The sequence below is a fragment of the Cohnella sp. AR92 genome (genome assembly GCF_003990975.1).
Classification (GTDB): domain Bacteria; phylum Bacillota; class Bacilli; order Paenibacillales; family Paenibacillaceae; genus Cohnella.
In genome coordinates this window covers 394,432-414,715 of sequence record NZ_RZJR01000002.1, presented here as the reverse complement: position 1 = coordinate 414,715, position 20,284 = coordinate 394,432, and the positions used below count along the sequence as shown (strand labels likewise).

Sequence of the window (20,284 nt, the reverse complement as noted above, 5' to 3'; positions counted from 1 at the left end):
GTGAAGAGTATGGACAAGATTCTGAAGCGGTACTATCAACTCAAGCAGAAGAATAAAGAGATCGAGCAAGAGCTGTCCGAGCTGAGGGCTTCCATCCTGAACTATTGCAGCGAGCAGAGCCTGTCCGAGTTCGAGGCGGGCGGGTATCAAGCAAGGCTCGTCCTGCAGGAACGCAAGGAATACGACGGCGGCAAGCTGTACGAGGCGCTTCCCGATCCGGAGGTGTGGCGGCTGCTCTCCAAGCCGGACTCGTCCAAGATCGGCAGCCTGGTCAAGCTGAACGTCATCACCGAGGAATCGATCCGCGATACGTATTCGATCCAGCAGGTCACACTGCTTCAGGTCGATAAGAAGTAACTCAACGTTAATGTCCATAGGGTAACGATCGATTTTGGAACACAGCCAAGCCTCGCTTCGGCCATCGTTCGCGGATTCCGCGGGCGACCCGAGGGGGGCTTTTTTTTGAATGGGGAATCTATTAATTGCCTAATAGCGGAAGAAGCGGCGGACGTTCAAACTTGCTATAATAACGTAATAGATACTAGGTTGTCGGAAAAAAAAGGAGTGGGTTGGTTGAAGCTGTTCCATACGGCCGATTGGCACTTGGGCAAGCTGGTGCAGAACGTCTATATGACGGAGGACCAGGAGCATGTCCTGCGGCAATTGCTGCGGGACATCGAGACGGAGAAGCCGGACGCGGTCATCGTCGCCGGAGACTTGTACGACCGCGCCGTGCCGCCGACGGACGCGGTGCAGCTGCTCGACAGGGTGCTGAAGACGATCGTGCTCGACCTGAAGACGCCGGTGCTGGCCGTCTCCGGGAACCATGACAGCCCGAGCCGGCTGAACTTCGGCAGCGGCATCATGCGGGCGGCGGGCTTACATATCGCAGGGGAATTCGCGCCGCCGTTCGAGCCGGTCACGTTAAGCGACGAGCATGGTCCCGTGCAGTTCTATCTCGTTCCGTTCGCCGACCCGGCGACGGTCCGCCAGGCGCTTCAAGAGGAGGACATCGGCTCCTACGACGATGCGATGAGTGCGGTCATTGCGAAGATCAAAGAGACGATAAAGCCGGGAACGAGGAACGTCTTCGTCGGCCATGCGTTCGTCACGAAGGGCGGCGAGGCGGAGCCGAACACGAGCGATTCGGAGCGGCCGCTGGCGATCGGGGGAGCGGAGCACGTTAGCTCGGCGCATTTCAAGGATTTTAACTACACGGCGCTTGGGCATCTGCACCAGGCGCATCATGTCGGCGACGAGACGATACGCTATTCCGGCTCGCCGCTCAAATATTCGATCTCCGAGGAGAAGCACCGCAAGGGATACCTGATCGTGGAGCTGGACGCGAACGGGACGGCGACGGTGGAGAAAAGGCTGCTGGAGCCGCGCCGCGACATGCGCACCGTCGAAGGCTATATGGCGGAGATCGAGCGGCATGAGAGAAACGAGGATTACGTCTACGTGAAGCTGCTCGACGAGCTGCCGGTGCTCTCGCCGATGGAGCGAGTGCGCGCCGTCTACCCGAATGCGATGCATGTCGGCCAGAGCTCGGTGCTGCAGCATCTGAACGGGCAGGCGGAGCTGGCTTCCGGCGGCGGCAAAGCGGGCATGGACATGCTGTCGCTGTTCCGCTCCTTCTATCGGGATGCCAAGGACGCGGAAGCTTCCGAGGAGACGGAGCAGCTGTTCCTGCAGGTGCTGAGGGAGATCGATCGAGAGGACGGTGAACGGAATGAAGCCCATCAAGCTGACCATGACGGCGTTCGGGCCGTATAAGGACAAGGAGACGATCGATTTCTCCGAGCTGAACGGCCACCGTCTGTTCCTCGTCTCCGGCAATACCGGCGCGGGCAAAACTTCGATCTTCGACGCGATCTGCTTCGCGATCTACGGAGAAGCGAGCGGGGAGGACCGCAGCGATTCGAAGAACCTGCGCAGCCAGTTCGCGGAGGATGACGTCCATACGGCGGTCGAGTTCGAGTTCGAGCTGAAGAAGCGTACCTATCGCATTCTGAGGCAGCTGTCCCACGTCAAGGAAGGCAACAAGAACGCGACGGGCGAGAGGTACGAGTTCGTGGAGACGACCGGCGGCCAGGAGAAAATGATGGTGGACCGGTACATGGTCCGGCAGATCAACGAGAGAATGCAGAGCCTGATCGGGCTCACGAAGGAGCAGTTCAGCCAGATCGTGATGCTTCCCCAGGGCGAATTCCGCAAGCTGCTCACGTCCGACACGGAGAACAAAGAGGAGATTCTGCGGAAAATTTTCCGAACGCACCTCTTCAAGAACGTGGCCGAGATTCTCAACGACCGGAGAAGGACGGCGCAGGCCGCCTGCGAGCTCGCCAAGCGCGACTTGGACATGCTGACGGTCAACCTTCGGCTCGCCTTGGAAGAGAGGGAAGGCTCCGAGCTCCATCGGGTGCTGGCCGAGGAGCATTACAACGCCTATCAGGTGCTCGAAGCGTTAGAGAGCGAGATCTCTTATTATGCGGAGGAGAAGCTCTCTCGCAGAGCGAAGCTGGACGAGGAGACCAAACGGCAGAAGGAGCTGGTGGAGAAGCTCCACCTGGCGGCGTCCCTGAATGCTCAGTTCGACGAGCTGGATCGGAAGAGGACCGAACGGGACCGCCTGGAGACGGAGATCCCCGAGGTCGGGCGGAAGCGGGAACGGCTGAAGCTCGCCGAGAAGACGCTGCCGCTTCAGGTGCAGGAGAAGCATGTCGCGTTCGCGGCGGAGGAGGCCCGGACGAAGGAGCTTCAGCTGCAGGAAGCGAAAGTCGCCAAGGAGAGTGCGGAAGAGGATTACCGCCGGAAGGAAGAGGCCTATCGCGCCGAAGAGAGCAAGGGGGAGCTGCGGGAGCGACTCGTTCGGGAACTCGAGAGGATGAATCGGGATCTGCCGGTCGTTCGCGAGCTGGATACTCGCAAGGCACAGGTGGACCGGGCGAGCCGAATGGCGCTTCAAGCCCATGACGAGCTGAAGGCGATAGACTCTCGGGCCGCGTCTCTGCAAGAAGAGAAGCGAGGATTGGCGGAACGCGTTCGGGCGTTGGACGGCCAGATCGTCGCGCTTCCGGAGCTGGACGAGCAGCTGAACCGGATGCGGACGGACGTCAAGGTGCTCCAGGAGAATCTTCAATTGGCGAGAGAGCTGAGCGCGACCGGCAAGGAGGAGCGGGAGCAGCAAGGGATGTTCGACGCCGCCGCTCGGGAGTACGCGCGGCTGGAAGCCGCATGGCTGGAAGGGCAGGCCGGCTTGCTGGCCGGACATCTTCACGACGGCATGCCATGTCCCGTCTGCGGCAGCGCGGCGCATCCCCATAAGGCGGTCGTGGCCGAAGATACGCCTTCAAGAGAAAGGCTAGAGGAGCAAAGGAGCCGGCGATCGGCGTTGGAGACGGCCTATCTGGCAGCCAAGGCGAAGCGGGAGCATCTGGAGGCGCAGCTGCGCGCGAAGGAGCGGGAGGCGGCCGAGCTGGGCTACTCGAGCGGCCTCGAGGGCATCGAACGCGACTATCTGGCTCTGGTCGAGGCGGGCAAGAAGCTCAGCGCCGAAGTGGCGAGGCTGCGAGCGGATCAGGCCGCGGCGCTTGAGCTGAAGCGGCAGCTGGAGCAGACGGAGCGGGCACTAGAGAACGCGGTTAGAGAAAAGGAAGAGAAAGCGGCCGCTCACCATCGGCTGGCTACGGCCTTCGCGACGGAGCAAGCGCTCTATGAGCAGGCGCTGAACAGCGTGCCGGAGGAGATCCGCTCGCTTGCGGCGCTGGAGAAGAAGCTGGCGGAGACGGAAGCGGAGAAGCTCAAGCTGGAAGCGGCTTGGCGCGCGGCCCAAGAGCAGTTCCAGGCGGCTCGGGAGCGGCAGGCCGCCGCGGCGGCGAATCAAGCCGGAGCGGACAAGCAGTTGGCCGAGGCGAGAACGCGCCTGGAGCAGGCGAGCGCGGACTTCCGCGCCGAGGTGCGGTCGGCGGGCTTCGCGTCCGAGGAGGAGTACCGGCAGGCGAAGCTGTCGGACTCGGCCCGGGAGGAGCTGAAGCGCGAGATCGAGCGCTTCGATGCCGATCTGGCGGCGATCCGCAAGCAGGTCGAGGAGTTGGAAGCGCAGCTTAAGGATAAAGCGCGAGCCGATCTGGCGGCACTCGCGGAAGAGAACGAGCGGATGGAAGCGCAGCTGGAGCTCACCCGGCAGTCGCTGGCGCAGGCGCAGGACCATCACGACAAAGCGCTTGAAGGCAAAGAGAGAATCGTTCAGGCGGAAAGCGGGTACCGGCAGGCGGAGAAAGAGTTCCAACTCGTGAAGGATCTCTACGACGTCGTCCGCGGGGAGAACAAGTTCAAGATCTCCTTCGAACGGTACCTGCTGGTCGAGTTCCTGGACCGGATCCTTCAGGCGGCGAATCTGCGGCTGGAGACGATCTCGGGAGGCCAGTTCTACCTGGCCCGCAGCGACCGGCGCGAGAAGCACGGCAAGCAGAGCGGCCTCGGCCTCGACGTGTTCGACAACTACACGGGGCAGTATCGCGACGTGAAGACGCTGTCGGGGGGCGAGAAGTTCAACGCTTCCCTCTGCCTGGCGCTCGGCATGGCCGACGTTATCCAGTCCTACGAAGGCGGCATCTCGCTGGAGACGATGTTTATCGACGAAGGCTTCGGCTCGCTCGACGAGGAATCGCTGAACAAAGCGATAGACACGCTGATCGAGCTTCAGCAGACCGGACGCATGATCGGCATCATCTCCCACGTCCAGGAGCTGAAGCAGGCGATCCCCGCCGTTCTGGAGGTCAAGAAATCGGCCGAGGGCTGCAGCTATACGAGATTCCGGGTGAGCTGATTCGAAGGGGAGAACAGGGTCTGTTCCATAAGTCCATGACTTATGAGACAGACCCTGTTTCTATTCGTCTGAAGATTCTAACGGAACTCACGGCCCTTAATAGCTCGAAAAAGCGGCTATCCGATTTCTAACGGAACTAGGTGACCTTTATTTCTGTTTTTACGCGCTTTTATAGGGTGAAATCCCGAAATAAGGGCTCTCCGTTCCGTTAAAAATAGAATTCTCGTTTTTTGGGCGAAATAAGGGCTCTCCGTTCCGTTACGGGTTTAACCGCAATCGGCGATTCTCCTCTTCCTCCGTTTTACAAGCATCAGGTTTCGCAGGCCGCCAACGGCGCTCCGCTTCCGGTTCCCCGAAACCTGCGGGAGACGGCAAATCGGAACGCGGCTGAGCAACTGTGCCGATCCGCCCGAATAAGCTTATAGGGAGAGGAGATGCGGAGGATGAGCATAGTTACGAATAGAAGTCCTTTTGCCAACGAACCGTTCGTCGATTTTAAGCTGGAAGAGAACCGGATAGCGATGGAGAAGGCGATTGCCAAGGCGAAGGAAGCGTTGAACGCCGAATATCCGCTGCATATCGGAGCGGAGAAGATTTACACGGAAGCCAAGATCCAATCGCGGAATCCCGGCAATCTGGACGAGGTCGTCGGTTACGTCAGCAAGGCGAACCGGGAGTTGGCCGAGAAAGCGATGCAAGCGGCGCTGGCGGCATTCGAGACTTGGAAGAAGGTGCCGGCGGCCGACCGCGCGGAATATCTGTTCAAGGCCGCGAAGCGGTTGCGCGAGCGCAAGCATGAATTCTCAGCAACGATGATCCTGGAATCGGGCAAGAACTACGCCGAAGCGGACGCCGATACGGCGGAAGCGATCGACTTCCTCGAATACTATGCCCGAGAGATGATTCGCCTGAGCCGGATTAACGAGGCGCAGCCGCTGACGGCGGTGGCCGGCGAAGATAACAAGCTGCGCTACATTCCGCTGGGCGTCGGCATCGTGATCCCGCCCTGGAATTTCCCGCTCGCGATCTGCGTCGGCATGACGAGCGCGGCGGTCGTCTCCGGCAATACGGTGGTGCTGAAGCCGGCATCGACGACGCCGGTCATCGCGCACATGTTCGTCGAGCTGATGGAAGAGATCGGGCTGCCGCCCGGCGTCATCAATTACCTCCCCGGAAGCGGAGCCGAAGTCGGGGATTATCTGACGGGCCATCCGCGAACCCGCTTCGTCAGCTTCACCGGTTCGAAGGAAGTGGGCCTTCATATCAGCCGGCTGGCGGCGGAGACGGCTCCCGGCCAGATCTGGATCAAGCGGCTCGTGGCGGAGATGGGCGGCAAGGACGGCATCGTCGTCGACGAGACGGCCGACCTGGACGCGGCGGCGCAAGCGATCGTTGCGTCGGCGTTCGGCTTCCAAGGGCAGAAGTGCTCCGCGGGCTCCCGGGCGTTCATCGTCGAAGCCGTCTACGACCAAGTGGTCGAGAAGGTCGCGGCGCTGACCAAGCGGCTCGCCATCGGCTTGCCGGAGGAGAATTACGCGGCGGGACCGGTAATCGACGAAACCTCGTTTCGCAGAATCCTTGATTATATCGAGATAGGCAAAAGCGAAGGAAGGCTTCTAGTCGGCGGAGGCAAAGCGGAAGGCAACGGTTACTACATTCAGCCGACCGTCTTCGCCGACGTGGACGGCAAGGCGCGCATCATGCAGGAAGAAATTTTCGGCCCGGTGCTCGCGATCGGCAAGGCCAAGGATTGGCGCGAGGCGATCGCGCTCTACAACGACACGGAGTTCGGCCTCACCGGCTCTTTCTTCTCGAGGGATGAAGCCCGAATCGAGGAAGCCCTGGACACGATGCACTGCGGCAACCTGTACGTGAACCGCAAGTGCACCGGCGCCTTGGTCGGCGCCCATCCGTTCGGCGGCTTCAACATGTCGGGCACCGATTCCAAGGCCGGAGGCCACGACTACCTGCTCCAGTTCACGCAAGCGAAGGCGCTATCGGTGAAGAAGTAAGCATATGCGGCGAAACGAAGGGGCTGTCCCAAAAGTCCAACTTAGGGACAGCCCTTGTCTTTTAGTTAGCGATTTAGTATTTGGAGGGATGTGTCTCCTTCCGGTTGCTGGTGCCGCCGTGAAATCGGATTTGGTAACCCCGTTACAAGGGGATTTCACGTCGGCAAAAGCAAACGCTCCGCTCCTCCAGGAGACACATGCCCTCTTTTTTGTATCGCTTTTTTAAGAAAATGCATAACTTCAAAACGCAAAGAAACCGTTCTTTGGTAAAATGGAGGTACCACCCAACCACTTACGAAAGGAACGGTTTCTTTGTACATTCAYTATACCATGGACCAACTTTGCCTGCCAATGGACCTCGAGGAAGACATCCCTCCTCATCACCTTGTCCGTGTCGTCAACGAGGCGGTYAATCGTCTGGACGACAAGATCTTTGCTTCCGCATATCCTGGCGGCGGACGAGACAGCTAYCACCCCAAGATGCTTACCAAAGTCATTATTTACGCCTACACCCAGCGTATYTACTCCTCTCGCCAAATCGCCAAAGCCGTCCGCGAGAACGTCATGTTCATGTGGATCGCCGGCAGACAACGGCCAGATTTCCGTACCATTAACCGGTTCCGCTCTGAGCGCATGAAGTCTGTTCTCGAGACCGTCTTCACCGCCGTTCTTCAGTTCCTTGTCGAATCTGGCTACGTCAAGCTAGACCATTACTTCGTTGACGGCACCAAGATCGAGGCTAACGCAAATCGCTATACGTTTGTCTGGGGCAAGGCTGTCGTCAAGCAACAGGCGAAGCTTCAAGAGAAGGTCCAAACCTTATTCAAGGCTATTGCAGAGTCCGAGCGCCAAGACGAGCAAGARCATGCGGGAGAAGATCTTCTCGASCTAGGTGAAGCGGCGCAGATGACAAGCGAGAAGCTGGCCGCGGCTGTTCAGAAGCTGGAGACTAAGCTTCAAGATAAACCAAAGAACAAACCCCTCAAGAAGACGGTACGGGTGCTCCGCAAAGACCTCCTTCCGCGYCTCCAGAAATAKGAGAAGCAGCGAGAGATACTCGGCGATCGAAACAGCTTCAGCAAGACCGATCCGGATGCGACGTTCATGCGCATGAAAGAGGATCACATGCGAAACGGCCAGCTCAAGCCGGGCTACAACGTGCAAATCGGGACGGAAGAGCAGTTCATTATCGGTTATAGCCTGCATCAACGTCCGACGGATACTCGTTGCTTAAAGCCTCACCTGGATAAGGTCAAAGCCTCACTTGGAAAACTGTCAGGAACGATCATTGCGGATGCCGGATACGGCGGAGAAGAGAACTACGCCTACCTTGAAGAAGAACAGCTCGAAGCGTTGGTCAAATACGGCACCTACCATAAAGAGAAGTCAAGAGCATGGCAGAAGGATATCAGCAAGCTGGATAACTGGCAGTACCATGCAGAAGAAGATTACTGGAGTTGTGCAGGGGGACGGAAGCTACACTTCCGCTACGAAAGCAAGGAGACGACGGATAGTGGATATGAGCTCCGGAAGAGACATTATCGCAGCGAGGGCTGCGAAGGCTGTCCGTTAAAGAGTGCTTGTACGAAAGCTCAAGGAGATCGTGAGATAAGCGTAAGCCTGAAGTATCAGGAATACAAACAACGGGTTCGAGAGAAGCTCCGAAGCGAGGAAGGCTATGCGCTCTCGGTCAAGCGGATGATCGAGCCGGAGAGTGTGTTTGGACAGATCAAGAACAACCGGGGATTCCGGCGCTTCCTGCTTCGCGGCTTGCCGAAGGTGAACCTAGAGGTCGGGTGGCTTTCGCTTGCCCATAATCTGCTCAAGAAAGCAGCCATTAATCGAAAACGTAAAATAGCAGCGCAGGGATAGCCTCCCTGGCACTGCTATTTTTCAAAAATAACCCATTTTACTTAAACGAGCTGTTCTAAAAGTGAGATAGAACTTACTTTTGAGACAGCCCCTTATTATTTTGGATATCGCAGTAAAAAATGTTGTATATTAAGAACGCATGTTCTAAAATTGGGTTAATGCCCTAGTATCTGAGGAGGTTAGTTGTGAGTCAAAAGATAGATTATAAAAGAGACTATAAGCAGCTTTATATGCCGAAGACGGTGCCGGAAATCGTGGAAGTGCCGAGGATCCCCTTCTTTATGGTCAGCGGTTCCGGGGACCCGAACGGCGAGGAATACTCGATGGCTGTAGAAGCGTTGTACACGATGAGCTATGCGGTGAGAATGTCTCACAAAAGCGATAACGTGCCGGCAGGATACTATGAATATACGGTGTTTCCTCTCGAAGGCGAATGGGACCTGGTTGACCGTTCGAAGCCGGCAACGGACAAGAGCAACTTTAAATATACGATCATGATCCGCCAGCCCTATTTTGTGACGGTAGAGATCTTCGAACGATTTCTGGACCAGTCCAAAAGGAAAAAATCGAATCCGTTCCTGGAGACCATTCGGTTTGAATACGCCGAAGAGGGATTATGCTGTCAGATGATGCATAAGGGAAGCTTTGACGAGGAGCCGGCGAGCTTCGCTCGCATGGAAGCGTTCTGCGCCGAGCAGGGCTATCTTCGTACGAGTAAACTTCATCGGGAGATCTACTTGTCGGATCCCCGGAAGACCGAGCGGGCAAAGCAGAGAACGGTGTTGAGATTCCCTGTCGTCAAAGCCTGATATTAAACATACATAGATTCACTTTGCCGCCTTATCGTTAGGGCGGCTTTCTTATTCAAAATCCGCATAAGAGAATAGAAATAATCTATCACGGACTGGATTGACTGTTATCATTTGGCAATGGTAGATTGATCACAACCATTATTCCGATTATTTAGATAAGATAAATCAAGTATTGGGGGGCGGACATGAGCAAATCCATTTTGGAGCGTTGGATCGACGAGCACAAGCCTGCGTTCGAGAGCTTGGCTAAGAGCATATGGGAGAATCCGGAGCTGGCTTATCGGGAGACCTTCGCGGCGAAGGCTCAAACCGCGGTGCTGAGGGAGGCGGGGTTCCGCATTCGCGAGAAGGTCGGCGGGATCGCGACGGCCTTCATCGCGGAGTTCGGCTCCGGCTGCCCCGTCATCGGAATCCTGGGCGAATTCGATGCCCTTCCCGGGCTTTCGCAGAAGGTCAGCACGCGGCAGGAGCCGATCGCCGGCCAAGGAGCGGGGCACGGCTGCGGTCATCATCTTCTTGGCACGGCCGGCGTGGAAGCGGCTGTCGCGCTAAAGAACCGGCTGCGGGAGGAAGGGCTGCCGGGAACGATTCGTTATTATGGCTGCCCCGCGGAGGAAGTGCTGTCCGGCAAGACATTCATGGCTCGAGATGGGGCGTTCGACGATCTCGATTGCGCGTTGACTTGGCATCCCGGCACCGCAAACCTGGCGCTGTCGGCGAGCACCTCGGCGCTTACTTCCGTCGAGTTCCGGTTCAAAGGGCGAACGGCTCACGCGGGAATCGCGCCTCACTTGGGGAGAAGCGCCCTTGATGCGGTAGAGCTCACGAATATCGGCGCGAATTATTTGCGGGAGCATGTCCCCGACGGCGTCCGGATTCACTACTCCATCACCGACGGCGGAGTGGCGCCGAACATCGTGCCGGAACGCGCAAGCGTCTGGTATTACGTTCGAGGGGCCGATCGGAACCAAGTAGACGGAATATTCGGGCGATTGGCCAAGGTCGCGCAGGGCGCGGCGCTGATGACCGAGACGGAGGTCGAATGGGAGATCAAAGCCGGAGCCTACGATGTGCTGCCTAACGATTCGCTGAGCAAGCTGCTGTTGAAGCAAACGGAAGAGGCAAGCGCCCTTGCGTTCACGGACGAGGAACGGGACTGGGCCGAGGCCTTGGTTCGGACGCTTGATCCGGAGGCGCTCAAGCAAGCCGTCCAGCTTCATGAGAACCTCGGTCTGGCCGAAGAGGGATGGCTTCCGTCCGGCGCCGCCTTCTTCAAGCTCGCGGGTTCTTCCGGGGGAGGCTCGACCGATCTGGGCGACGTCTCCTGGATCGTCCCGACCGGCTCGATCATGACGACGTGCGCGCCTGCCGGGGTACAGCTCCATACTTGGCAAGCGACGGCGGCTTTCGGTTCCCCCATCGGGCTCAAAGGAATGCATTATGCCGCCAAGCTGCTCGCCTTGGCGGGGTATGAGCTGCTCACCGACGGAGGAGAGGCATTGGGACAGGCCAAAGACGAGTTCGATAAGGCGAGAAAAGGCAGAACTTACGCGGCAGCCATTCCGCCCGAAGTGAATGCTCCCGAGCCCGTTGCGGTGACGAGATGAGTCGAATCCAAGAGCGAACGGATGACGGGCTGCTGCTCGAGGTGGAGGGGCTCTCGGTATCGTTCCAGACCCGGAACGGGGAGGTCGTTCCCGTCGATGGAATCTCTCTGGCCGTTCAAGCCGGAGAGACGGTCTGCATCGTCGGCGAATCGGGGAGCGGCAAGAGCGTAACCTCCTTATCCATTCTCCGTCTGCTTGGAGACAATGGCCGAATCAGGGAAGGGGATGTCCGGCTTAAAGGCGAGAACCTCGCTTCCCTGTCCGAGGAGCGGCTAAGGCGGATTCGCGGCAAGGAGATCTCGATGATCTTCCAGGAACCGATGACTTCGCTTAATCCCGTGTTCCCGATCGGCAGCCAGCTGGTCGAAGCGATCAAGCTGCATACCGACTTGAGAGGAAGAGCCGCTAAATCGCGTGCGGTCGAGGTGCTTCGCGACGTCGGCATCGCCCGTCCCGAAGCCGTCTATAACGATTATCCGCATGCGCTGTCGGGAGGAATGCGGCAGCGGGTCGTTATCGCGATGGCGCTGGCTTGCCAGCCGAGCCTTCTCATCGCGGACGAACCGACGACGGCGCTGGATGTGACCATCCAGGCGCAAATTCTGGAGCTGCTTAAGCAATTGCAGGAGAGAAACGGAATGGCGATCCTGCTCATCACCCACGATCTTGGCGTCGTCGCCGAGATGGCGGACCGGGTCATCGTCATGTACGCGGGCCAGATCGTGGAGGAGGCGGATGTCTATTCAATCTTCGAGAATCCGCGGCACCCTTATACGCAAGGCCTGCTTCGTTCCTTGCCATCGACGCTGGCCGATCATCCGGGAAGATTAGAGGCCATTCCGGGAAGCGTTCCTTCCTTGCGGCACCTTCCGGCCGGCTGCCGGTTCCACCCCCGCTGTCCTCATGCGGAAGAGGCTTGCAAGCGCGGCGAGCCGGAGCTGGAGAGCATAGGAGGAAGCCATAAAGTGAGATGTCCGGTTGCATTCAGAGGAAATCTTCCGTTAGCGGCAGGAGCCGAGGAGGCCGAACGATGAAGACCTTGACCCCTATTGGCGCTGAACCCGCGCGAGCTCCTCTGCTGAGGATCGAACGTTTGAAGACCTATTACCCGATTCGGCGGGGAGTTCTAGGCCGGACGGTCGGCCAGGTAAAGGCGGTCGACGATGTCACTCTCGATATCTACCCGGGAGAAACGATCGGGCTGGTCGGGGAGTCGGGCTGCGGCAAATCCTCGTTCGGAAGAACGATCATCCGGCTGGAGGAGCCGCGCGAAGGGACAATCCGGTTCGGGCAGGAGGACATTACCCGATATTCGGAGCGGCGGATGAGGCCGCTTCGCAGGAAGCTGCAGATGATTTTCCAAGATCCGTATTCTTCGCTGAATCCTCGCATGAGGGTGAATGAGATTCTGACAGAACCGCTGCTCGCTCATGGAGCCGCGGACAGGAGGACCGTTCCTCAGAGGGTGGATCGGCTGCTCGACATGGTCGGCCTGCCTCGCTCGAGCCGTTCGAGGTATCCCCACGAATTCTCGGGGGGCCAGCGGCAGCGAATCGGCATCGCCCGGGCGCTCTCGCTGCAGCCGGAGCTGATCGTCTGCGATGAGCCGGTATCCGCGCTCGACATGTCGATTCAGGCGCAGATTCTGAACCTGCTCAAGGATCTTCAGCAAGAACTGAAGCTGACGTACGTGTTCGTCGCCCACGGGCTGGACGCCGTTCGCTATATCAGCGACCGGATCGCCGTCATGTATCTCGGGAAAATCGTCGAACTCGGGGACACGAGAAGCTTGTTCGAAGCTCCGAAGCATCCGTATACGAGAATTCTGCTGAACGCGAACCCGATTCCGGATCCGAGGCAGCGCGCCCGGGATCGGATCGTAATCGAAGGGGAGATGCCGAGTCCGGCGAATCCGCCATCGGGCTGCCGCTTCCATACGCGCTGTCCATACGCGCAGGCAAGATGCAGGCAAGAAGAGCCGCCATTGACCGGCGGTTCCCATTCCGTCGCTTGTCACTATCCGCTCGATTAAACGACGGGAAGGAGGAAACGATATTCTACCCTATATCATAAGGCGCCTGCTGATCTCCATTCCGGTGTTGCTCGGCGTGACCGTTATCAATTTTATCATCATCAAGCTTGCTCCGGGGAACCCGGTCGACATGTTCATCGATCCCAATACGCCGCCGGAGCTGCTGGAAGCGAAGAAGGAGATGCTCGGCCTGAACAGCCCCTTCTACGAGCAATACTGGCAATGGCTGAGGAACCTGCTGCACGGAGACTTCGGCTATTCCTTCAGCTCCTATGCTCCGGTGTCGAAGATGATCGGGGACCGGCTCGGTCCGACTCTGCTTCTCGCCTTCACCGCGCTGGCCGCCGGGCTGCTGATCGCCATTCCGATCGGGGTGTTCAGCGCCGTCAAGCACAACAGCAAATTCGATTACCTGATGACCGGCCTGTCGTTTATCGGAACGTCGATCCCCCAATTTTTCCTAGGACTCGGGGTGATCTACTTGTTCGCCCTGAAGCTTAAGCTGCTTCCTACGGGCGGGATGAAGGATCTGACCGGAAGCGGAGGAGCGCTGGATACGCTCTATCATCTGGTACTGCCTGCCGGAGTCCTCGCGGTGGCGGTCGTCGGCAAGAAGATCCGATACGTCCGGGCGAGCATGCTCGACGTTCTGAAGCAGGACTATCTCCGGACGGCGAGGGCGAAGGGAGTCCGCGAATTTATCGTGACGAACAAGCACGCCCTGCGCAACGCGCTCCTGCCCATCATTACGGTATTCGGCATGGAGATCCCTCTGCTCTTGGGAGGAAGCATCCTCATCGAGCAGATTTTCCAATGGCCGGGCATTGGCCAGCTGACGATGCAATCCATTCTCTCGAGAGACTATCCGATCCTGATGGCTCTGAATCTCGTTGCCGCCGTGGTCGTTCTGGCGACGAACCTGCTCATCGACATTCTCTATTCGATTGCCGATCCGCGAATCAAATACAGTTGAAACGGGGTGGTCCGTTGAACGCAACCGAGCTTAGCTGGCCTAGTCCCGCCAACAACGCCGATCCGGACGCGGAAGTCGTTCAGGAGTCCGCGGAAAGTTACTTTAAGCAGGTGTCGGCACGATTCGCCAGGAACAAACCGGCGGTGATCGGCCTCGCCATAACGCTGTTCCTTATTCTGGTCGCCCTGCTGGCGCCGCTGTTGATCCCGCATTCCCCTTACGCCGTTACCGCGTTCTTCTCGGCTCCTCCGTCCGGCGAGCATTGGCTGGGGACGGATCAAGTCGGGCGGGACGTATGGAGCCGGCTGATCATGGCGTCTCGCGTCTCCCTCCTTGTCGGGTTCTCGACCGTGGCGATCTACGTTTCGCTCGGGACTCTTATCGGCCTTGTCTCCGCCTACGTCGGCGGATGGCTGGACATGATCGTCATGCGAATAACCGATATGTTCATGGCATTCCCGTTCCTGATGGTGATACTCGTCGTCGTCAGCGCTCTGGGAGCCAGCCTTCAGACCATCATCTGCGTGCTCGCTCTTTTCTCATGGCCGACCGTCGCCAGGCTGGTCCGAAGCAGCGTGCTGTCGCTCAAGCAGTTGGATTACGTGAAGGCGGGCAGGGCGCTGGGCCTCAGCGCGCCGCGAATCGTCTTCCGCCACCTGCTGCCGAACGCGATGGGGCCGATCATCGTCAACGCGACGTTCGGCATCGCCAACGCCATTCTAAGCGAAGCCGGCCTAAGCTTCCTGGGCATGGGGGTTCCTCCCCCAACCGCCAGCTGGGGCAACATGCTGTCCGACGCCCAATCCCTCACCGTGCTGACCGATCAGCCGTGGCTCTGGGTTCCGGCAGGCTCCATGCTTCTGATTACCGTTCTGGCGATCAACTTCGTCGGGGACGGGTTAAGGGATGCGCTCGATCCGAAGGAATGAGACGGTTGCTTGCAACCTTTTCATAGAAGCAAAAACGTCATAACGACAAAAACAATCTAGGAGGAGAAAAATGAAATCATCCTTACGCGTTATTCTGGGGGCTCTGCTTGCGTCCATGCTGGTCATCTTGGCGGCATGCGGCTCCAACAATTCGAACGGCAGCCAAGAGGGAGCGACCTCATCGCCGAGCGCAAGCACGGCTTCGGCGTCGAACTCCCCGTCCGCATCGCCGGAGACGTCGCCAGCCAAAGAGAAGGTCGTCACGATCGGCATCGTCAATTCCCCGCTTACCCTCAACCAGATCAACGACCAAGGCGATTCCGCCTCGGATACGGTACTGGCGCTTATCAACGACTCGCTGCTGGATATCAACACCTCTTATGAATTCCTGCCCAAGCTGGCGGACTCCGTCGAGACGCAGGACAATCAGACTTACGTCGTGAAGCTGAACGCGAACGCCAAGTGGAACGACGGCCAGCCGTTCACGACGGCCGACGTGCTGTTCACGCTGAAGACGGCGCTCAATCCGAAGGTGGAGAGCAGCTTCCGCTTGAACTTCATCGAGGGCACGAACGATGCCGGGAAGCTGGAGGAAGGCCAAACCGACATCTCCGGATTGAAAATCGTGGATGACCATACATTCGAAGTGAAGACGAAAACGCCGATCGATCCAAATATCTTTAAGGAGACTTTCGCGACAAAGGTGTATTTTCTGCCCGAACACGTCCTTAAGGACGTTGCTCCCGAGCAGCTAGCCACGAATCCCTACTTCCAGAAGCCGGAGGTGACGATCGGGGCGTTCAAGCTCGCGAATTTCGCCAAGGACCAGTATACGGAGGTCGTACGCAACGATAACTATTACCGTCCGGTCGCGAAGCTAGACAAAATTTACGTGAAGGTGCTGCCGGCGACCAACCTGGTGGCGGAGCTTCAGACCGGGGGCATCCAGCTGAATTCGCTGCCTGTCGGCTTGATTCCGATCACGGAATACGACAAGGTGAAGGCCCTGTCGAACGTCAATGTGGATTCCAGCGGTCCGTCCGAGCCGGCGGAGCTCTTCTTCAACAACAAGACGTTGTCCGACGTCAAAGTAAGGCAAGCGATCGCGTATGCCCTCAATCGCCAACTGATCGTGGATCAGCTGCTCAAGGGACAGGCGGAAGTCATCGACGGGAGCGTTCCGAGCGACAATCCTTACTACAATAAGGGCATTCAGCTAATTACGTACGATCCGGACAAAGCCAAGGCTCTTCTGAAGGAATCGGGCTACGATACGAAGAAGGCGCTTCGCTTCCTCATTCCGGTCGGGAACAAGGTTCGCGAGCAAGCGGCCGATATTCTCGTGCAGAACCTGAAGGATGTCGGCTTCAAGGTAGACGTGCAGAAGTTCGACTTCGGCACGCTTATCCAGAAGATAGACAAACGAGAGTATGACCTGACGATCTTCAATCGCGACTACTACGTCGAGCCTAGCAACTACTTCTCGCTGTTCAAGAGCGACAATGCCAACAACTTCCTTCTCTATAACAACCCGAAGGCGGATGAGCTGATCGCGCAAGGCGCCACCGAGCCGGACACCGCCAAGAGGCACGAGATCTACAACCAGCTGCAGCAGATTCTGCACGACGATCTTCCGACGATCAGCATCTATTCGGAGAAGCGTCTTCAAGCGGTATCCAAGAACGTGCTCGTCGGGAAGCCGCTTAATCTCGGGACCTTCAACAACGTGAACGAGTGGGACCTGGCGGAGTAAGCGGATTAGTATCGAGGAAAATAGGTAGGTAAGTAGGAAGGACTCCTGTCTCTGCGGCAGGAGTCCTTCTTGCAGGAGCAGCCCCAACCTAAATCCCATGGAAACTCCCATGGAAACCCCATTCGGCGGGGGCAGGGGGCAGGAAAGCTTAGGTTCCCCAAAAGGCAGAGTAGGGGGCAGGGTGCAGGAAAGATTAGGTTCCCCAAAAGGCAGAGTAGGGGGCAGGGTGCAGGAAAGCTTAGGTTCCCCTAAAGGTAGGGTAGGGGGGGAGGCGGTTGGGGGCAGGAAAGTTTATGAAACTCCCATTCGGCGCGCATTCAGCGATCCTTCGCTTCAACTCACTTGATTTTTAACGGAAATTTGAGACCCTTACAGGCGCTGATTGACGGCTTCTGGATTCTAAAGGAAATTACAGCCCCTTAGGAGACAAAAATCACGCTCGTCGAGGTAAAAGCACATTCTAAGCGTCGCATATTTCCGTTAGATTTCAAAAAGGCTATATTTCGAGCTTTAAGCGGCTGAAAATTCCGTTAGCCGTTAACCTACACTCATTAGGCTAGTATCGGCCGCCTGATAAGCTAGCTGCCCGCTATGCCAGCCATCAGTTAGCGTGCAAATCGCCGGCTGAAGCCGGTGGTTAGGGACGACATCGCGTTAACTGCGAGGCGCCCAGAGGATAATCCCCACTCCGATCAGGCAGACGGCGGTGCCGACCCAATCGTACAGATCGGGCGTCCGCTTATCGACTAGCCACCCCCACAGCACGGCGAGAAGGATGAAGACGCCGCCGTATGCCGCATAAACCCGCCCGAAGGACGGGAAGCTCTGGAACGTCGGGATGATTCCATATACGACCAGCACGACAGCGCCGATGATTCCATATCCCATAGGCTTGCCTTCGCGAAGCCAGAGCCAGACCAAATACCCGCCGCCGATCTCCGCCAGTCCCGCTAGGACAAACAGAGAAACGGTGATCAACAAGCCCATTTCTAATCCCACCAAACCATTCGTTATAGTCAGAACTATATCGGGCTGGCCGAGAAAAGTAAATGATTCCGCGAGGAAACAGTACCTTATCCCTTTGGTTCAGGGAGTGCTACTGATATTCGCGAATCCTCTCGTACATAGGCGAGGCATTCAGGTGAGTCTTCATCAGCACGAACCGGTCCGCCGTCCAGGCGAGATCGGATGGCATGGTGTCCAACAGGCCGCGGGGAAAAGCGGATCCGTCTTCGGAGGCGAAACGGCGTGCTAACGTGAGATGAGGAGAGTAAGGGCGCTTCTCCGCGGCGAAGCCAAGCGGCTCCGTCGCGCGGACGATGGCCGCTTGCAGCATGGCCAGCCTCTCCAATTCGCCGCGCAGCCCGGCGTACAGCACGCTCGGCGCCCGAGGAGCCCCGAACGTTCCTCCTCCGTTCAAGCCAAGGGACAGCGGAGTGAACAGGATATGCTCCAACGCGGCATTCAGCTCGTCTACCCGTTCCTCGGCAACCTCGCCGAGGAACTGAAGCGTGATGTGATAATCCTGCGGGTGCGTCCACTTGCGAAAAGCCAGCTCATCCTTGCGGGCTTGAACCCACTGGTTAAGCGGAACGATGACGTCTTGCGGGATAGGGATGGCGGTGAAGAGGCGCATGGCCGGTTCCTCCTGATGGGTTGTCGAATGGTTCTGGGAATGTGAATACGAGCCAAGATAGGCTGCGACAGGATAGGAATAGTGTAGCCATCGAAGCGCCCGTTAAAAGCCGAATCCCGCGCGAAGGACAAGATCAAGCTCCTTGCTTAGCCAAGTACCGTAACCGGGCATGTCGAATTGCGTCCATACGTCCGCGTTCTCCGGATTCTGCACGGCCAGATAAGCGTTGTCCAAGCGGTCCGGGTCCTGATAGAGGAGGATATCCCTATGCCCCATGTCGTTTGTTCCGGCTTCCGGAATAGAGGGAGCGCATTCCAAGCGGATGTAAGCCGACTTCAGGTCCGACTGCGCTTCCTTGCTCGTCGACAGGATCGGGAGCTCGCTTGCCTTTACGATATGGCGATCCTCCCCGGATTCGTTGATTCCGGCTCCGCCCCGCTGAGCGACGAAATAGACGCTTCCGATTGTTTTGAGGAGGGGCTCGAAGGATGAGGACGATGTATCCTCAATCTCGAAGAGTTCCGTGAAGCCGTCGGCGCGATGGACATCGGCCCGCTTGATTCCCATGTAGGCATCGGAGGATGAATTGGAATCGGAGGGGAGCGCTTCCTCGCTCGGGGCGGGGGACGGCGTGGCGGCAGGCGTCTCGGTTGCTGGCGTCGCGGCGGCAGGGCTGGCGTTGCTCGCTTGGGTGTTCGATTGACACCCGCTTAGGATCAATAGAGATAGAAGGATGGCGGTTGTCAGCTTTGTGTTCGACATGGTAGGAGACCTCCAATCGGGATTACAGAAGCTCTTTGGCCAGCAAGCGAAGCTGATTCAAGCGAATCTCCTGGCTCGGAGCCGACGCGGAGAACATGACTTCGTCGAAGCCGTATTGCTCCTGATCGGCCCGCAGCTGATCGGCGATGTCGGCAGCGGTGCCGACGAGATGGAGGCCGCGCTCCCGGTTGGACTCAATGAACGAGCGGTCGACCTCGCTGAGCGGATAATCCCGGGCTTCCTCGGGAGCGAGAGGCTGCTGGATACGGCCCTTCATCAGGAAGAGGCGCCCGAGGTCGACGGGCAGCGCGATGTATTCGGCTTCCTCTCTCGTCTCCGCGACGGAGACCGAGTACGTGACGCTGATGACCGGCTTCTCCATGAACGCCGACGGCATGAAGTTCGACCGGTAGGCGTCGAAGATCTCCTTGGACATCTCCCCGTTGAAAAATTGCGCGAACGAGTATCCGACGCCGAGCCGGCCGGTCCGAATGGCGCTGTTGCCGGTCGAGCCCAGCAGCCACGCCTCCGGCAGCACGATGTCGGCGGGCGTCGCGACGATGTCGTCGTGCAGCGAATCTTCGATCGGCGACTCGCCGATCAGAGACAAGATCGTATGGAACTTATCATAGAGGTCCGTCGGGATGTAAGGGCGTCCGACCGCCAGCGCTTGGGTCGAGCGATGATCGCCGCCCGGCGCGCGCCCCGCGCCGAAGTCGATGCGGCCGGGAGCGAGGGCGCTCAGCGTCTTGAACACTTCCGCCACTTTATACGGAGCGTAGTGCATCATCATGACGCCGCCGGTGCCGATGCGAAGGCGGCTCGTCTTCGCCGCCAGGAACGAGGCGGTGATCTCGGGAGCGCTGCTCGCGAGGGTGCGAAGGTTATGGTGCTCGGCCATCCACATGCGGTGGTAACCCAGTTCGTCCGCCAGCTTGGCGGTCTCTACCGCGTTCTGAAGCGCGCCGGTCGCCGTGTTGCCCTTGGCGATCGGGGCTTGATCGAGAATTCCTATTCTCATGGGGATCACCCTTTCGATAAGCGTTGCGAATATTACGATCATCA

The 20,284-nt window shown here is 58.2% G+C and carries 16 protein-coding genes; 12 read left to right on the top strand and 4 right to left on the bottom strand.

The window, feature by feature from the left end:
- Positions 1-9 precede the first annotated feature (9 nt).
- From ELR57_RS04180 to ELR57_RS04125, 12 genes are all read left to right on the top strand, one after another.
- Complete coding sequence (locus ELR57_RS04180) at positions 10-357, top strand: hypothetical protein (RefSeq protein ID WP_126957557.1); 348 nt, start codon at positions 10-12, stop codon at positions 355-357.
- Positions 358-573: 216 nt separating this feature from the next.
- Positions 574-1,776, top strand: a complete 1,203-nt coding sequence (locus tag ELR57_RS04175) for an exonuclease SbcCD subunit D (RefSeq protein ID WP_126957555.1) — start codon at positions 574-576, stop codon at positions 1,774-1,776.
- Complete coding sequence (locus tag ELR57_RS04170; protein ID WP_126957553.1) at positions 1,733-4,831, top strand: SbcC/MukB-like Walker B domain-containing protein; 3,099 nt, start codon at positions 1,733-1,735, stop codon at positions 4,829-4,831. The genes ELR57_RS04175 and ELR57_RS04170 overlap by 44 nt, the downstream gene beginning before the upstream one ends.
- A gap of 443 nt (positions 4,832-5,274) precedes the next feature.
- On the top strand, positions 5,275-6,843 hold the full coding sequence (gene pruA, locus ELR57_RS04165) for an L-glutamate gamma-semialdehyde dehydrogenase (protein WP_126957551.1): 1,569 nt from the start codon (positions 5,275-5,277) through the stop codon (positions 6,841-6,843).
- A 312-nt stretch (positions 6,844-7,155) separates the two neighbouring features.
- On the top strand, positions 7,156-8,715 hold the full coding sequence (locus ELR57_RS04160; RefSeq protein WP_126957549.1) for an IS1182 family transposase: 1,560 nt from the start codon (positions 7,156-7,158) through the stop codon (positions 8,713-8,715).
- A gap of 185 nt (positions 8,716-8,900) precedes the next feature.
- Positions 8,901-9,524: a GyrI-like domain-containing protein gene (locus ELR57_RS04155; protein ID WP_202866399.1), complete on the top strand. Its 624-nt coding sequence runs from the start codon at positions 8,901-8,903 to the stop codon at positions 9,522-9,524.
- Between the two features lie 188 nt (positions 9,525-9,712).
- Positions 9,713-11,134 carry an amidohydrolase gene (locus tag ELR57_RS04150; RefSeq protein ID WP_126957547.1) on the top strand — a complete coding sequence of 474 codons (1,422 nt, stop codon included), beginning with the start codon at positions 9,713-9,715 and terminating at the stop codon, positions 11,132-11,134.
- Positions 11,131-12,168 carry an ABC transporter ATP-binding protein gene (locus ELR57_RS04145; protein WP_126957545.1) on the top strand — a complete coding sequence of 346 codons (1,038 nt, stop codon included), beginning with the start codon at positions 11,131-11,133 and terminating at the stop codon, positions 12,166-12,168. The genes ELR57_RS04150 and ELR57_RS04145 overlap by 4 nt, the downstream gene beginning before the upstream one ends.
- Positions 12,165-13,166, top strand: a complete 1,002-nt coding sequence (locus ELR57_RS04140; RefSeq protein WP_126957543.1) for an ABC transporter ATP-binding protein — start codon at positions 12,165-12,167, stop codon at positions 13,164-13,166. Before ELR57_RS04145 ends, ELR57_RS04140 begins: the two co-directional genes overlap by 4 nt.
- Positions 13,167-13,188: 22 nt before the next feature.
- On the top strand, positions 13,189-14,139 hold the full coding sequence (locus ELR57_RS04135) for an ABC transporter permease (protein ID WP_192896519.1): 951 nt from the start codon (positions 13,189-13,191) through the stop codon (positions 14,137-14,139).
- Between the two features lie 14 nt (positions 14,140-14,153).
- Positions 14,154-15,068, top strand: coding sequence for an oligopeptide ABC transporter permease (gene opp4C / locus ELR57_RS04130; protein WP_126957541.1), 915 nt, complete (start codon positions 14,154-14,156; stop codon positions 15,066-15,068).
- Between the two features lie 70 nt (positions 15,069-15,138).
- Positions 15,139-16,821 (top strand): ABC transporter substrate-binding protein, encoded by a 1,683-nt coding sequence (locus ELR57_RS04125; RefSeq protein ID WP_238162393.1) that lies wholly within the window; start codon positions 15,139-15,141, stop codon positions 16,819-16,821.
- 654 nt (positions 16,822-17,475) lie between these two features.
- On the opposite strand, the gene ELR57_RS04120 is transcribed toward ELR57_RS04125, so the two are convergent.
- From ELR57_RS04120 to ELR57_RS04105, 4 genes are all read right to left on the bottom strand, one after another.
- Positions 17,476-17,808, bottom strand: coding sequence for a YnfA family protein (locus tag ELR57_RS04120; RefSeq protein ID WP_126957538.1), 333 nt, complete (start codon positions 17,806-17,808; stop codon positions 17,476-17,478).
- Between the two features lie 109 nt (positions 17,809-17,917).
- Complete coding sequence (thpR, locus tag ELR57_RS04115) at positions 17,918-18,457, bottom strand: RNA 2',3'-cyclic phosphodiesterase (RefSeq protein WP_126957536.1); 540 nt, start codon at positions 18,455-18,457, stop codon at positions 17,918-17,920.
- 102 nt (positions 18,458-18,559) lie between these two features.
- Positions 18,560-19,219, bottom strand: coding sequence for a hypothetical protein (locus tag ELR57_RS04110; protein ID WP_126957534.1), 660 nt, complete (start codon positions 19,217-19,219; stop codon positions 18,560-18,562).
- 22 nt (positions 19,220-19,241) lie between these two features.
- Positions 19,242-20,240: an LLM class flavin-dependent oxidoreductase gene (locus tag ELR57_RS04105; protein WP_126957531.1), complete on the bottom strand. Its 999-nt coding sequence runs from the start codon at positions 20,238-20,240 to the stop codon at positions 19,242-19,244.
- Between the last annotated feature and the right edge of the window lie 44 nt (positions 20,241-20,284).